Origin of the sequence: Ideonella sp. A 288, from assembly GCF_002198735.1 — a bacterium.
Lineage (GTDB): Bacteria > Pseudomonadota > Gammaproteobacteria > Burkholderiales > Burkholderiaceae_C > Pseudaquabacterium.
In genome coordinates this window covers 1-13,776 of record NZ_MWLO01000026.1, presented here as the reverse complement: position 1 = coordinate 13,776, position 13,776 = coordinate 1, and the positions used below count along the sequence as shown (strand labels likewise).

The following is a 13,776-nucleotide window of genomic DNA, read 5'->3' as shown; positions in this document are numbered from 1 at the left end:
CCCCGCGCCTGCTGCGGCCCCCGCGTCGGCGCCCATCGCCGCCGCGCCCGCCGAGAAGAAGGAAGAGATCTGCTTCGAGAGCCGCAAGGGCGCCACCGAGGTGACCAAGCGCGAACTCAAGCCGGGCCTGGCCAACGTGAAGTGCTCGCCGGCCACCGGCGCGGCGCTGTGGTACGGCGACCCCTACGACGAGACCGTGCCGATGGGCAAGATGCCTCAGCTCGAGAACATCCCCGACGGCCAGGCCGTCGTCAAGCCGCGCTCCCCCAAGCTGAACCTGCTGGCCCAGTGCGGCACCGCCTGCCACAACGGCACTTACCCGAAGGGCTTCCCGACCAGCAACAAGCCGGTGCCGATCCCGACGATGGAGGCGATGTACCCGGATGCGAAGGACTTCCAGCATGGCCGCGGCGCCATCTGGTGCCTGGACTGCCACCACGCCACCCAGCGCAACAAGCTGGTCAGCCACCAGGGCGAGCCGATCAGCTTCGACCAGCCGCAGGTGCTGTGCGGCAAGTGCCACGGCGACAAGCTGCGCGACTGGCGCGACGGCATCCACGGCAAGCGCATCGGTGACTTCACCAGCACCGGCAAGAAGCGCTGGTTCACCTGCACCGAATGCCACAACCCGCACAACGTGCAGGACGGCGCGCGCAACAAGGGCTTCATCCAGCTGGCGCCGGAATCGCCGCCCCAGCTGCCCCGGGGGATGAAGGACGCGAAGTTCGAGAAGTCGCACGCGATCCCACAGCATTGATGTCCGCACTGATGACCGACGCCCCCGATGCAACCGGCGCACCCGAACCGGCCAAGCCGGTTCGCGGCGACCCCACCTGGGTCGCCCCGGCGCTGACGCGCGACGAGCAGACCCGCAACGTCGGCAAGACGCCGATCTTCTTCGGGCCGCCGCTGGCCATCCTCACCGAGGGCCAGCGGAACACGCTCGAGATCAGCGGCAAGGTCAACCGCACGGCCGAGCGCTACCTCGAACTGCTGCGCTACCACGGCCTGGAGCTCAGCGAGCCGGAACGCCAGTGCCTGGCGCACATCTGCCACATCGGGTTCATGTCGCCGCTGGAGATCCGCGAGCTGCCGCTGGAGGTGAGCCTGACGCGCTTCGAGTGCGAGGGCCTGGACAAGGCTGCGTTGCAGGTCAAGCTCGAGGCCGCCAGCTTTGCCGACCTCGTCGCCGTGGTCGAGTCGCTGGGTTTCTGATCCCGCCGTTCACCGAGGCCATCGATCCATGCCCACCCGCGTGCCCTGGGACCCCGGCTTCAGCGTCGGACACCCGCTCATCGACGCCCAGCACCAGGCGCTGCTGAGCCAGTGCAATCTGCTCGCCGGTTGCTGCCTGGACGGGCAGGGCGACGAGGCCGACCGGCAGTTCGACCAGGGCTTCGAGCGGCTGCGGGCGATGGCGCGCGAGCACTTCGAGGCCGAGGCGGCGCTGCTGGCCAGCCGAGGCTACGCCGACCTCGACGACCACCAGATCGACTGCGACGAGTTCGAGTACCTGGCCGACGAGATCGTCACCACCGAGCACTTCGACCGGCTGGAGCTGCAGCGCTTCCTGGCCCTCTGGTGGCTGGGCCACATCACCGGCTCGGCCGAGCCGCTGCGGGTCTGCCTGGCCGACGCGCCCGGCGGCTCGGGCGGGTAGCCCGGCGCCCGGCCGTCCCGATCAACCGCGGCCGGTGGGCCGCTGGTGCTGGTCGATGATGTCCTGCAGCACCTGCTTCAGCAGTGCCGCGCGCTCGGGGCCGAACGGGGCCAGCACGCGGCGTTCGTGCACCCGCGCCTGGGCGATCAGGCCCTGCGCCAGCGCCTGGCCCTGCGGCGTGATGCGGGCCAGCGTGAGCCGCCGGTCGGTGGCGTCGGCCACGCGCTCGACCAAGCCCTTCAGCGCCATGCGGTCGAGCTGGCGCGTGACCGTGGGCTGCGGCACCAGCACCAGTTGCGCCAGTCGGCCGACCGGGATCTCGTCGCCGCCGGCCAGCGAGGCCAGGATGCGCCATTCGGCCACCGGCAGGCCGCCGGCGCGCACCACCTCGTGGAACTCGCTCGAGATCAGCTGGCTGGCCTGCGCCAGCAGCGCGGCCAGGTAGCCGTCGACGAAGCGCTGGCGGGCCATGGCGGGGTGCTCAGCGCCGCAGCGCGGCCCGCCGCGGGCTTCGCAAGCCGCCGTCCGATGCCAGGGCCGGCGCCGGTGTCAATGCTTCCACTCTTGACCTATGCAAATGCATGGGTTGGAATGTACGCCATGCCTCCCCGCCGGTTCACCGCAGTTTCCCGCATCGCCGCAGCCCGCCAGGGCGCCCCGCGGCGCCGTCGGCCGTAGAGCCCGACCATGGCCGAGCGATCGTTCACCGAAGAGGTCAAGCAGCTGCGCCTGGGCGAGGGCGAGGTGTTCCGTGGCGAGGGCATCCTGGCCGTCACCAAGGCCCTGCTCGAGTCGGGCGTGGCCTATGTGGCCGGCTACCAGGGCGCGCCGATCTCGCACCTGATGGACGTGCTGGCCGACGCGCAGGACATCCTGGCCGACCACGGCATCCATTTCGAGAACAGCGCCAGCGAGGCCACCGCCGCGGCCACGCTGGCGGCCAGCGTCAACTACCCGCTGCGCGGTGCCTGCACCTTCAAGGGCCCGGTGGGCGTCAACGTCGCCAGCGACGCACTGGCCAATCTCTCGTCGGGCGGCGTCATCGGCGGTGCGCTGGTCATCGTGGGCGAGGACTACGGCGAGGGCAGCTCCATCATGCAGGAGCGCAGCCACGCCTTCGCGATGAAGTCGCAGCTGTGGCTGCTCGATCCGCGGCCCAACCTGCCCAGCATCGTCAAGGCGGTGAAGGACGGCTTCGAACTGAGCGAGGCCAGCCACACGCCGGTGATGCTGCAACTGCGCATCCGCGCCTGCCACGTGCACGGCAGCTTCGTGGCGGGCGCCAACCAGCGACCGGCCTTCACGCTGCGCGAGGCGATGGAACAGCCGCGCCGCGACACCAGCCGCATCGCGCTGCCACCGTCCACCTACCTGCACGAGAAAGAGAAGCTGCAGCAGCGCTGGCCCGCCGCGGTGAAGTTCATCCAGGAGCGCGGCCTGAACGAGTTCTTCGGCGAGGTGCCCGACGACATCGGCATCATCGTGCAGGGCGGCAACTACAACACGCTGCTGCGGGTGCTCGAGCGGCTGGGCCTGGCCGACGTGCACGGCCGCAGCCAGATCCCGCTGTACGTGATGAACGTCACCTACCCGGTGGTCGATGCCGAGGTGCTGCGCTTCTGCGACGACAAGCGCGAGGTGCTGGTGATCGAGGAAGGCCAGCCCAACCACCTCGAGCAGAACATCGCGGCCATCCTGCGCGCCGGCGGCGTGGGCGCGGCGCTGCACGGCAAGGACGTGCTGGCCCCAGCCGGCGAGTACACCGCGGCCGAGGTGCTGGCCGGCGTGCGCGCCTTCCTCGAGATCTGCGGGCGCCTGCCCGAGCGCGGCATGGCGCCGGTGGCAGTGCCGCCGCGGCCCGGCACGCGACCGCTGGCCGAGGTGGTGCATGCGCGCCCGCCGGGCTTCTGCACCGGCTGCCCCGAGCGGCCGCTGTTCACCGCGATGAAGCTGGTCGAGCGCGAACTGGGCGAGCACCACGTGTCGGCCGACATCGGCTGCCACCTGTTCTCGATCCTGCCGCCCTTCAACCTGGGCAACACCACGATGGGCTACGGCCTGGGCGCGGCCGGCGCGGCGGCGCTCAACGTGAAGGCCGACAAGCGCGCCATCGCCATCATGGGCGACGGCGGCTTTTGGCACAACGGGCTGACCAGCGGCATCGCCAACGCGGTGTTCAACCGCTCGGACAACCTCACCGTCATCGTCGACAACCGCTACACCTCGGCCACCGGCGGGCAAGACATCCTGTCGTCGGTGGCCGACAACCCCACGCGCAGCACCGGCCACGCCATCGAGAAGGCGGTGCGCGGCGTGGGTGTCGACTGGGTGCGCACGGTGGAGCACACCTACGACCTGGCCGACATGAAGGCCGCACTGAAGGACGCGCTGACGAGCAAACAGAGCGGACCCAAGGTCGTCATCGCGCAGAGCGAATGCATGCTCAACAAGCAGCGGCGGCTCAAACCCCAGGTGCGGGCCGACCTGGCCGCCGGTCGGCGCGTGGTGCGCGAGCGCTTCGGCGTCGACCCCGACACCTGCACCGGCGACCACTCCTGCATCCGCCTGTCGGGTTGCCCGTCGCTCACCATCCAGCCCAACCCCGATCCGCTGCGCACCGACCCGGTGGCCGCGGTGGTCGACTCCTGCGTCGGCTGCGGGCTGTGCGGCGAGGTGGCCCATGCGGCGGTGCTGTGCCCGTCGTTCTACAAGGCGCAGATCGTCAGCCACCCCACCGCGTTCGACCGCCTGCGGCATCGGCTGCGCAGCGCGGTGATCGGCTGGCTGCAGCGGCGCGGCGCGGCGCGGCGCGAGCGCTTCGCGTTCTGAGCATGGCGAGTGCAGCGCAACCGATCAAGATCGCCATCCTGGCCATGGGCGGCGAGGGCGGCGGCGTGCTGGCCGACTGGATCGTCGACCTCGGCGAGCACAACGGCCACCTCGCGCAGGTGACCTCGGTGCCCGGCGTGGCGCAGCGCACCGGCGCCACCCTGTACTACGTCGAACTGTTCCCCGAGGACGCGGCGCAGCAGGCCGGCGTACCGCCGGTGCTGGCGCTGATGCCGCTGCCCGGCGACGTGGACGTGGTGCTGGCGTCCGAGCTGATGGAGGCCGGCCGCGCGGTGCAGCGCGGGCTGGTCACGCCCGAGCGCACCACGCTGCTGGCGTCCACCCACCGGGTGTATGCCATCGCCGAGAAGACGGCGATGGGCGACGGCCGCAGCGACAGCGCGGCGCTGCTGGCCCATGCGCAGGGCGCGGCACGGCGCTTCATCGGCTGGGACATGGCGGCGTCGGCCACGCAGGCCGGCAGCGTGATCAGCGCGGTGCTGTTTGGCGCGCTGGCCGGCAGCGGTGCGCTGCCCTTCAGCCGGGCGCAGTTCGAGGCCACGGTGTCGCGGGGCGGCGTCGGCGTCGGGCCCAGCCTGAAGGCCTTCGGCGAGGCCTTCGACCGCGCGGCGGGCGGGCCCGGCCCGGCGGTCGATGCCGCAGCGCCATCGGCCGCAGCGGCGGCACCGGCGGCACCACCCGCGGTGCCGCGGTCCGTGCACCCCGAGGTGCAGGCGCTGCTCGACCAGGCCCGGGCGGCCTTCGACGGCGACACGCTGGGCACCGTGGTCGACGGCCTGCGCCGCGTGGTCGACTACCAGGACCCGGCCTATGCCGCGCTGTACCTGCAGCGCCTGGCCGGCGTGCAGGCCGCGGCGGGTGCCATGCACGCGCGCTCGTCGCCGCTGCTGCACGAGACCGCCCGCCACCTGGCGCTGTGGATGTCGTACGAGGACACCATCCGCGTGGCCGACCTGAAGACCCGCGGCTCGCGGCTCGACCGCGTGCGCGGCGAGGTGGGCGTGCTGCCGGGGCAGCTGCTGCAGGTCAGCGAATACCTGCACCCCCGGCTGGACGAGATCGCCGAGACGCTGCCCGCCGGCCTGGGCCGCTGGCTGCTGGCCTCGGGCGCGCCACGCCGCTGGGTTGAAGCAGCAGCATCCAAAGGACGCGTGGTCACCACCACCTCGCTGCGCGGTCACCTGATGCTGACGGTGGTGGCCGGCCTGCGCCGCTGGCGCCGCGGCACGCTGCGCTTCGCCATCGAGCAGCCGCGCATCGAGGGCTGGCTGGCGGACATCGGCCATGCGGCCGCCACCGACCTGGCGCTGGCCACCGAGATCGCCCGCTGCCAGCGCCTGGTCAAGGGCTACGGCGACACGCACGAGCGCGGCTGGCGGCACTTCGAACTGCTGCGCCAGTGCTGGCAGCATGGCACCGCGGCCACCACGCTGGCCGTGCTGCGCGACGCCGCGCTGGCCGACGAGCACGGCCGGGCGCTGCAGGCCGCGCTGCAGCGGCTGGCGCCCCACGTGGCGTCGCACTCGGCGCCAGGGCATGCCACCGGCCACGCCCCGCCTTCCACCCCGCACCCGTAGGAACACACCATGGGCCGCTACACCGATCACCCCGAAGCCATCGCCGCGCTGGTGCGCGACACCGAGGTGCACAAGGACTGCTACATCGACCCCGAGGTCTTCGACCTCGAGATGGCGCACCTGTTCGCCAACACCTGGGTCTACGTCGGCCACGCCAGCCAGGTGCCGAAGGAGGGCGACTTCTACAGCACCACGGTGGGCGACCAGCCGGTGGTGATGGTGCGGCACACCGACGGCAGCATCCGCGTGCTGCACAACCGCTGCGCGCACAAGGGTGTGCAGGTGGCGCCCGACAGCGCCGGCCACACCGGCAAGTTCTTCCGCTGCCCGTACCACGCGTGGACCTACCGCACCGACGGCTCGCTGCTGAACATCCCGCTGCGCCAGGGCTACGAGCACACCGGCTTCGAGCGCTGCGAGGCCAGCCGCGGCATGGCGGCGGTGGGCGCGGTGCAGGTGCACCGCGAGTTCGTCTTCTGCCGCCTGAACCCGCAGGGCATCGGCTTCGACGACTTCTTCGGCGAATCGCTGTCCACGCTGGACAACATGGTCGACCGCTCGCCCGAGGGCCGGCTCGAGGTGGCCGGCGGCGTGATGCGCTACCTGCACCGCTGCAACTGGAAGATGCTGGTCGACAACCAGACCGACACCTGCCACCCGATGGTGGCGCACCAGTCGTCCGCCGGCACCGCGGTGCGGGTGTGGAACGAGGCGCCGCCCGGCACGCCCAAGCCGATGGCGGTGGAACTGTTCGCGCCCTTCATGAGCCCCTACGAGTTCTTCGAGAAGATGGGCATCCGCGTCTGGACCAACGGCCACGGCCATACCGGCGTGGCCGATTCCATCCACGCCGCCTACTCGCCCGCGCCGGGCTACTGGGACAGCATGGTGGCGGCCTACGGCGAAGAGCGCGCAAAGCACATCCTCGGCGACGTGCGGCACAACACGGTGTACTTCCCGCACGTGATGGTGAAGGGCCCGATCCAGACGCTGCGCATCTTCAAGCCGATCGCCGCCGACCGCACGCTGGTCGAATCGTGGACCTTCCGGCTGGTCGGCGCGCCCGACCTGCTGCTCGAGCGCACGCTGATGTACAACCGGCTCATCAACGCGCCCACCTCGGTGGTGGGCCACGACGACCTCGAGATGTACGAGCGCGCCCAGCGCGCACTGCACTCGCGCGGCACGAACTGGGTCAACGTGGCACGGCTGTACGACCCGGCCGAGCACGGCCAGGCCAATGTCGCCACCAACGGCACCAACGAGTGGCAGATGCGCCACCAGATGCGCGCCTGGGTGAAGTTCATGACCGCGTCGATGGCACCCGCATCGGCGTCCAGCGACGCCGCAGCGGCCGAGGTGCAGCGATGAGCACGGTGCCCACCAACGCCCAACTCGTCGACTTCGTCGTCGCCGAGGCGCGGATGCTCGACGACCTGCGCTTCGAGGACTGGCTGGCCCTGTTCGCCGACGACGGCTTCTACTGGATGCCGCTGGCCCATGGCCAGACCGACCCCAAGCTGCATGCGTCGCTGCTGTACGAGGACACGCTGCTGCTGAAGGTGCGCATCGAGCGCCTGCACGGCGCGCGCACCTTCTCGCAGCAGCCGCGCAGCCGCTGCCACCACCTGCTGCAGCAGCCCACGGTCGAATCGCGCGACGACGCGGCGGGCGTGTACGTCACCCGCACCGCCTTCCACTACGTGGAGACACGGCTCGACGACCAGACGCTCTACGCGGGCTGGGCCACGCACACGCTGGTGGTGGTGGACGGGGCGCTGCGCATCCGGCTCAAGCGCGTCGACCTCGTCAACTGCGACGCGGCCTTCGGCAACATGCAGTTGTTCATGTGATGGTGCTGGCGAGCACCGCCTCCGACACTGTGGCCTCGGCCTTCGCCGAGGCCGCCACGCGCTGGGGCGGCCAGCCCTTCGTGGCCGTGCTGCCCGAGACGGCGGCGGCCTACGGCATCGACGCCGGCGAGCTGGCCTATGGCGACGCCCAGCGGCGCATCGTCGCCTTGCGCGCGGCCTATGCCGCGGCCGGCTATGGCCACGGCCACCGCGTCGGCCTGCTGCTGGACAACCGGCCAGCCTTCTTCCTGCACTGGTTCGCGCTCAACGGCCTGGGTGTGTCGGTGGTGCCGATCAATGCCGATCTGCGCGCGGCCGAGCTGGAGTACCTGGTCGGCCACGCCGAGATCGCGCTGGCGGTGGCGCTGCCGCATCGCCATGCCGACCTGCGCGCGGCGGCCGCGGCGGCGGGCCGGCCGCTGGCGCTGATGGCCGATGGGGCCCCCGGGNGTGGTGCCCGACGAGCGCAGCGAATGCGCGCTGCTCTACACCTCGGGCACCACCGGCCGGCCCAAGGGCTGCATCCTGCCCAACCGCTACTTCCTGCAGTCGGGCCGCTGGTACGCCGCGGTCGGCGGCCTGGCCGCGCTGCGGCCGGGGCAGGAGCGCATGCTCACGCCGCTGCCGCTGGTGCACATGAACGCGATGGCCTATTCCACGCTGGCCATGGTGCTCACGGGCGGCTGCCTGATCGTGCTCGACCGCTTCCACCCGGCCACCTGGTGGGCCAGCGTGCGGGCCTCCGGCGCCACCGTCGTGCACTACCTGGGCGTGATGCCGGCGATGCTGATGAAGGCGCCGCCGCGCGACGACGACGCGCGCCACGCGGTGCGCTTCGGCTTCGGTGCGGGGGTGGACAAGGCCTTGCAGGCGCCGTTCGAGGCGCGCTTCGGCTTCCCGCTGCTCGAGGCCTGGGCCATGACCGAGACCGGCGCCGGCGCGGTGGTGATGGCCCACGACGAGCCGCGCCGTGTGGGCACCAGCTGCTTCGGCCGCGAGGGCGCCGATGTGGAGGTGCGGCTGGTGGCCGACGATGGCGGCACGCCCGGCATCGACCAGCCCGGCGAGCTGTGGGTGCGCCACGCCGGGCCCGACCCGCGCGACGGCTTCTTTGCCGGCTACCTCAAGGACGACGCGTCCACTGCCGAGGCCTGGCAGGGCGGCTGGTTCCACACCGGCGACATCGTCAGCCGCGATGCGCAGGGCCTGCTGCACTTCATCGACCGGCGCAAGAACGTCATCCGCCGCAGCGGCGAGAACATCTCGGCGGTGGAGGTGGAAAGCGTGCTCAACCAGTGCCCCGAGGTCAAGGCCTCGGCGGTGGCGGCCACGCCCGATGCCCTGCGCGGCGACGAGGTGCTGGCCTGCATCGTGCCGCATGCGCCGGTGCCGCCGGCCGAGCAGGCGGCGCTGGCCGCGCGCATCGTGGCGCATGCGCTGTCGCGGCTGGCCTACTTCAAGGCGCCGGGCTGGGTGGCCTTCGTCGACGCGCTGCCGCTGACCACCTCGCAGAAGATCCAGCGCGGCGAGCTGAAGGCGCTGGCGCAGGCGCTGCCGGGGCAGGCACATTGCGTCGATACTCGCGCGATGAAGAAGCGGCAGGACTGATGTCGACCATCGGCAGGCGCCGGGGCTATGAAGGCATTGCTGTCGCGGTGCCGGTGACCGTGCCTTATGTGCGCTATTCCACCCGCAGCGCGCACTGGTTCCTGGGCCAGGCGCTGCAGGCACTCATCACCCGCAGCGGCCTGGCCAAGACCGACATCGACGGCCTCACCGTCAGCAGCTTCTCGCTGTCGCCCGACACCGCGGTGGGCGTCACCCAGCACCTGGGCCTGTCGCCGCGCTGGCTCGACCACATCCCCACCGGTGGCGCGTCGGGCGTGATGGCGCTGCGCCGCGCCGCGCGGGCGGTGCAGGCCGGCGACGCCAGCGTGGTGGCCTGCGTGGCGGCCGACACCAACCATGTCGACTCGTTCCGCCAGATGCTGGGCTCGTTCAGCCACTTCGCGCGCGACGCCACCTACCCGTATGGCTCGGGCGGCCCCAACGCCATCTTCGCCTTCATTACTGCGCATTACATGCGCAAGTACGGCGCCACGCGGGCCGACTTCGGGCGGATCTGCGTCGACCAGCGCACCAATGCGCTGGCCTACGGCTCGCGGGTCTTCAAGAAGCCGCTCACGCTGGACGAGTACCTGGCCGGCCGGCCCATCGCCGACCCCATCCACCTGTTCGACTGCGTGATGCCCTGCGCCGGCGCCGAGGCCTTCCTGGTGATGAGCGAGGCGCGGGCGCGCGACCTGGGCCTGCCCTTCGCGGCGCTGCGCGGCGCCATCGAGCGCCACAACGCCTTCAGCGACGACCCGGTGATGGAGCGCGGCGGCTGGCTCGTCGACCGCGACGAGCTGTATGCGATGGCCGAGGCCACGCCCGCCGACATCGACTTCGTGCAGACCTACGACGACTACCCGGTGATCGTGATGATGCAGTTCGAGGACCTGGGTTTCTGCGCCAAGGGCGAGGGCCCGGCCTTCGTGCGCGCGCACCGCACCACCCACGACGGCGACTTTCCCAACAACACCTCGGGCGGCCAGTTGTCCACCGGCCAGGCCGGCGCGGCGGGGGGCTTCCTGGGCATGACCGAGGCCATCCGCCAGCTCACCGGCGCGGCCGAGGGGCGCGCCGTGAAGGACGCGACGCTGGGCCTGGTGGGCGGCTTCGGCATGGTCACTTATGACCGCTGCCTGTGCACCGGTGCGGTGATCCTGGGGGCCGCGACATGACGACGGCGAGTCTTCGAGGGAGCGCGACATGACCATGCCGCTCATGAAGCCCAAGCGCAAGAACCCGGTCCGCCGCACGCCGCAGATCAACCTGCCGCCCGGCGGCCGCAGCCGTGTCGCGCTGGGCCTCACCGCCGCGGCGGCCGAGGGGCGCTTCGAACTGCAGCTGTGCCAGGCCTGCGGCGCGGTGCAGTACCCGCCGCGCGAGGCCTGCCATGCCTGCCTGTCGGCGCGGCTGCGCTGGCGCGCGCAGTCGGGTGCCGGGCAACTGCTGGCCGCCACCACGCTGCACCACAGCAACGACCTGTTCTTCCGCGAGCGGCTGCCGTGGCGGCTGGGCCTGGTGCAACTGGATGCCGGCCCGACGCTGATGGTGCACCTGCACGGCGCAGTCGGCGACGAGCCGCAGCGCCTCACCGTCGGCGCACGGCTCGACCGCGCGGGCCAGGCGGTGCTGATCGGATTTCCCGTTGAACCCGTCGGAGGGGGTGAGCACATGGCCGATGACCCGATGCTGCGCGAGATGACCAGCGACCCCAAGTTCCGCAAGGTGCTGGTCTCCGACGCGATGTCGCCCACCGGCCAGGCGCTGGTGCGTGCGATGGTGAAGGCCGGCGCCGACCTGGTGTGGGCTGGCCACGCCGAGCCCTGGAAGCGCCACGGCAGCGGCCTGGACGAGTTGAGCACGATGCCGCAGGTGTCGCTGGTGCCGCTGGACCTGACCAACGCGCGCTCGGTGACCGCGCTGGCCGGGGAGATCGGCGGCAAGGTCGACATCGTCGTCAACAACGCCGAGCTGCACCGCGCCTTCGGCATCGGCGCACGGCGGGGCACCGACGTGGCGCGCGCCGAGATGGACATCAACTACTTCGGCCTGCTGCGGCTGGCGCAGGAGTTCGGCCCGGCGCTCAAGGGCCGCGCCGCCGACGGCGTGGCGCACGCCACTGCGTGGGTGAATGTGCTGTCGATCTATGCGCTGTCCAACTTCCCGCCGCACGGCACCTTCTCGGCCAGCAAGGCGGCGGCGCATTCGCTGTCGCAGTGCCTGCGCGCCGAGATGCGGCCGGCCGGCATCCGCGTGGTCAACGTCTTCCCGGGGCCGGTGGACGACGAGTGGAACCAGGCCATGCCGCCGCCCAAGGTGTCGCCGGAGGCGCTGGCCAGTGCCATCGTCAAGGCGCTGCGCGATGGCGTGGAAGACGTGTACCCGGGTGACGTGGCACAGGAATGGCTGGAGCGTTGGCGCGACAACCCCAAGGTGCTCGAGCGCGAGCTGGCGGCGGGGGGGCAATGAACCCAACAGATATCCTGAGCGCACTGGCCGGGGCGATGGCCGGCGGCGGCATCCGCGTGGTCGATCTCACGCAGACGCTGACGCCCGAGTTCCCGCAGATCGCGCTGCCGCCCGAGATGGGCCAGTGCTGGCCCTTCCGCATCGAAGAGGTGTCGCGTTACGACGAGCGCGGCCCCGGCTGGTACTGGAACAACTTCTCCTGCGGCGAGCACACCGGCACCCACTTCGACGCGCCGATCCACTGGATCTCGGGTCGCCACCTGCCCAACAACGCGGTCGACACCATCCCGGTGCAGCACTTCGTGGCGCCAGCCTGCGTGATCGACTGCGTGGCGCAGGCGCAGGCCGATCCCGACTACCTGCTCAGCGTGGCCGACCTCGAGGCCTGGGAGGCCGCGCACGGCCGCATCCCCGCCGGCAGCTGGGTGCTGATGCGCACCGACTGGAGCCAGCGCCGCGACCCCGAGGCCTACCAGAACTTCGACGAGACCGGTCAGCACACGCCTGGGCCCAGCAGCGAGGCGGTGCAGTTCCTGGTCGATCAGCGCGACGTGCTGGGCTTCGGCTCGGAAGCCATCGGCACCGATGCCGGCCAGGGCTATCACCTGCGTCCCCCGTACCCGTGCCACTGGTTCATGCACGGTGCCGGCCGCTACGGCCTGCAGTGCCTGACGAATCTCGATTTGCTGCCACCCAAAGGCAGCGTGCTGATCTGCCCGCCGCTGAAGATCCAGCAGGGCAGCGGCAGCCCGCTGCGCGTTCTGGCGCTGGTGCCGGGGGCATCGGCATGAGCCGCCCTACCGCCGCGCTGGTCACCGGCACCAGCACCGGCATCGGCCGGGTGATCTGCGAGCACCTGCTGGCCGCCGGCCACGAGGTGGTGGCGATGTCGCGTCGGTCCACCGACCTGCAGCACCCGCGCCTGCACTCGATGGCCGTGGACCTGGGCGACCGCGCCGCCACGGCGGCCGCGGCGCGCGAGGCGGCCGGGCGCTTCGACCTGACCACCGTCGTGCACAACGCCGGCATCATCCGCCCGGCGCTGCTGGCCGACGCCCGGCTCGACGACCTGGATGCGCTGACTGAACTGCACCTGGGCAGCGCCATCACGCTGGTGCAGGCGGCGCTGCCGGCGATGCGCGCGCGGCGCTTCGGGCGCATCGTGCTGATGTCGTCGCGGGGTGCGCTGGGGCTGGCCACGCGCACCGTCTATGCCGCCACCAAGGCCGGCATGATCGGCATGGCGCGCACCTGGGCGCTCGAGCTGGCGCCCGAGGGCATCACCGTCAACGTGGTGGCGCCCGGGCCGATCCGCGGCACCGAGATGTTCCACGCCGTGGTGCCGGCCGAGAGCGAGCGCGAACGCAAGCTCGCCGAGGCCATCCCGGTGAAGCGCCTGGGCACACCCGAGGACGTGGCCCGCGCGGTCGACTTCTTCGTCGACCCCGGCAACGGCTTCGTCACCGGGCAGGTGCTGTACGTGTGCGGCGGGGCCAGCGTGGGCACGATCGTGGTCTGACGCAATCGCGGGTTCTTTCTGGTGGGCTGTCGGGCGAGTTTGGGCTCGTAGCGGAAGTTCGTTACGGCTGAAGGTCTGCGCGGCGCGACAGGCGGCAGCCGACGGTGGCGCCGACTGTGGCGGTCGGCTGCGCCAACTTCGCTGCGATGCTCGCCACGGGGGCGCGCCGCAGAACTCGCTGCGCGCCCTGCGGGCGCTCCGCTCAGACAACTGCGGCGAGAAGCACAGGCTCGGGGG

Annotated in this window: 13 protein-coding genes and 1 pseudogene; 13 read left to right on the top strand and 1 reads right to left on the bottom strand. The window is 71.6% G+C overall.

Annotated elements, in window-relative coordinates; genetic code table 11:
- The 3 genes from EOINJALH_RS01300 to EOINJALH_RS01290 form a co-directional block, all read left to right on the top strand.
- Positions 1-757 (top strand): hypothetical protein (locus EOINJALH_RS01300; RefSeq protein WP_088278506.1); only part of this gene is annotated, 757 nt, incomplete at its 5' end.
- An 11-nt stretch (positions 758-768) separates the two neighbouring features.
- Positions 769-1,215 carry a hypothetical protein gene (locus EOINJALH_RS01295; protein ID WP_144289800.1) on the top strand — a complete coding sequence of 149 codons (447 nt, stop codon included), beginning with the start codon at positions 769-771 and terminating at the stop codon, positions 1,213-1,215.
- A gap of 28 nt (positions 1,216-1,243) precedes the next feature.
- The gene (locus EOINJALH_RS01290; RefSeq protein ID WP_088278504.1) at positions 1,244-1,660 is read left to right on the top strand and encodes a bacteriohemerythrin; all 417 of its coding nucleotides are present in this window, start codon (positions 1,244-1,246) and stop codon (positions 1,658-1,660) included.
- A gap of 21 nt (positions 1,661-1,681) precedes the next feature.
- On the opposite strand, the gene EOINJALH_RS01285 is transcribed toward EOINJALH_RS01290, so the two are convergent.
- Positions 1,682-2,131 carry a MarR family winged helix-turn-helix transcriptional regulator gene (locus EOINJALH_RS01285; protein ID WP_088278503.1) on the bottom strand — a complete coding sequence of 150 codons (450 nt, stop codon included), beginning with the start codon at positions 2,129-2,131 and terminating at the stop codon, positions 1,682-1,684.
- A 216-nt stretch (positions 2,132-2,347) separates the two neighbouring features.
- Between EOINJALH_RS01285 and EOINJALH_RS01280 the strand changes: the two genes are divergently transcribed.
- From EOINJALH_RS01280 to EOINJALH_RS01240, 10 genes and pseudogenes are all read left to right on the top strand, one after another.
- A complete protein-coding gene (locus EOINJALH_RS01280) occupies positions 2,348-4,489 on the top strand; it encodes an indolepyruvate ferredoxin oxidoreductase subunit alpha (protein ID WP_088278502.1) in 2,142 nt (713 codons plus the stop codon).
- 2 nt (positions 4,490-4,491) lie between these two features.
- Positions 4,492-6,087 (top strand): indolepyruvate oxidoreductase subunit beta family protein, encoded by a 1,596-nt coding sequence (locus EOINJALH_RS01275; RefSeq protein WP_088278501.1) that lies wholly within the window; start codon positions 4,492-4,494, stop codon positions 6,085-6,087.
- A gap of 9 nt (positions 6,088-6,096) precedes the next feature.
- Complete coding sequence (locus tag EOINJALH_RS01270) at positions 6,097-7,458, top strand: aromatic ring-hydroxylating dioxygenase subunit alpha (RefSeq protein WP_088278500.1); 1,362 nt, start codon at positions 6,097-6,099, stop codon at positions 7,456-7,458.
- Complete coding sequence (locus EOINJALH_RS01265; RefSeq protein WP_088278499.1) at positions 7,455-7,940, top strand: aromatic-ring-hydroxylating dioxygenase subunit beta; 486 nt, start codon at positions 7,455-7,457, stop codon at positions 7,938-7,940. The genes EOINJALH_RS01270 and EOINJALH_RS01265 overlap by 4 nt, the downstream gene beginning before the upstream one ends.
- A pseudogene (locus EOINJALH_RS32480) lies at positions 7,940-8,389 on the top strand (AMP-binding protein); the annotation flags it as partial. The gene EOINJALH_RS01265 and the pseudogene EOINJALH_RS32480, both read left to right, overlap by 1 nt.
- 1 nt (position 8,390) lies before the next feature.
- On the top strand, positions 8,391-9,548 hold a 1,158-nt coding region (locus EOINJALH_RS01260), incomplete at its 5' end, for an AMP-binding protein (RefSeq protein WP_234413597.1).
- Positions 9,548-10,726, top strand: a complete 1,179-nt coding sequence (locus EOINJALH_RS01255) for a thiolase family protein (protein WP_088278498.1) — start codon at positions 9,548-9,550, stop codon at positions 10,724-10,726. The genes EOINJALH_RS01260 and EOINJALH_RS01255, both read left to right, overlap by 1 nt.
- A 28-nt stretch (positions 10,727-10,754) precedes the next feature.
- Entirely contained in the window at positions 10,755-12,020 is a 1,266-nt protein-coding gene (locus EOINJALH_RS01250) for an SDR family NAD(P)-dependent oxidoreductase (RefSeq protein ID WP_088278497.1), read from the top strand.
- Entirely contained in the window at positions 12,017-12,811 is a 795-nt protein-coding gene (locus tag EOINJALH_RS01245; protein ID WP_088278496.1) for a cyclase family protein, read from the top strand. The genes EOINJALH_RS01250 and EOINJALH_RS01245 overlap by 4 nt, the downstream gene beginning before the upstream one ends.
- Positions 12,808-13,539: an SDR family oxidoreductase gene (locus tag EOINJALH_RS01240; RefSeq protein WP_088278495.1), complete on the top strand. Its 732-nt coding sequence runs from the start codon at positions 12,808-12,810 to the stop codon at positions 13,537-13,539. Before EOINJALH_RS01245 ends, EOINJALH_RS01240 begins: the two co-directional genes overlap by 4 nt.
- Positions 13,540-13,776 lie beyond the last annotated feature (237 nt).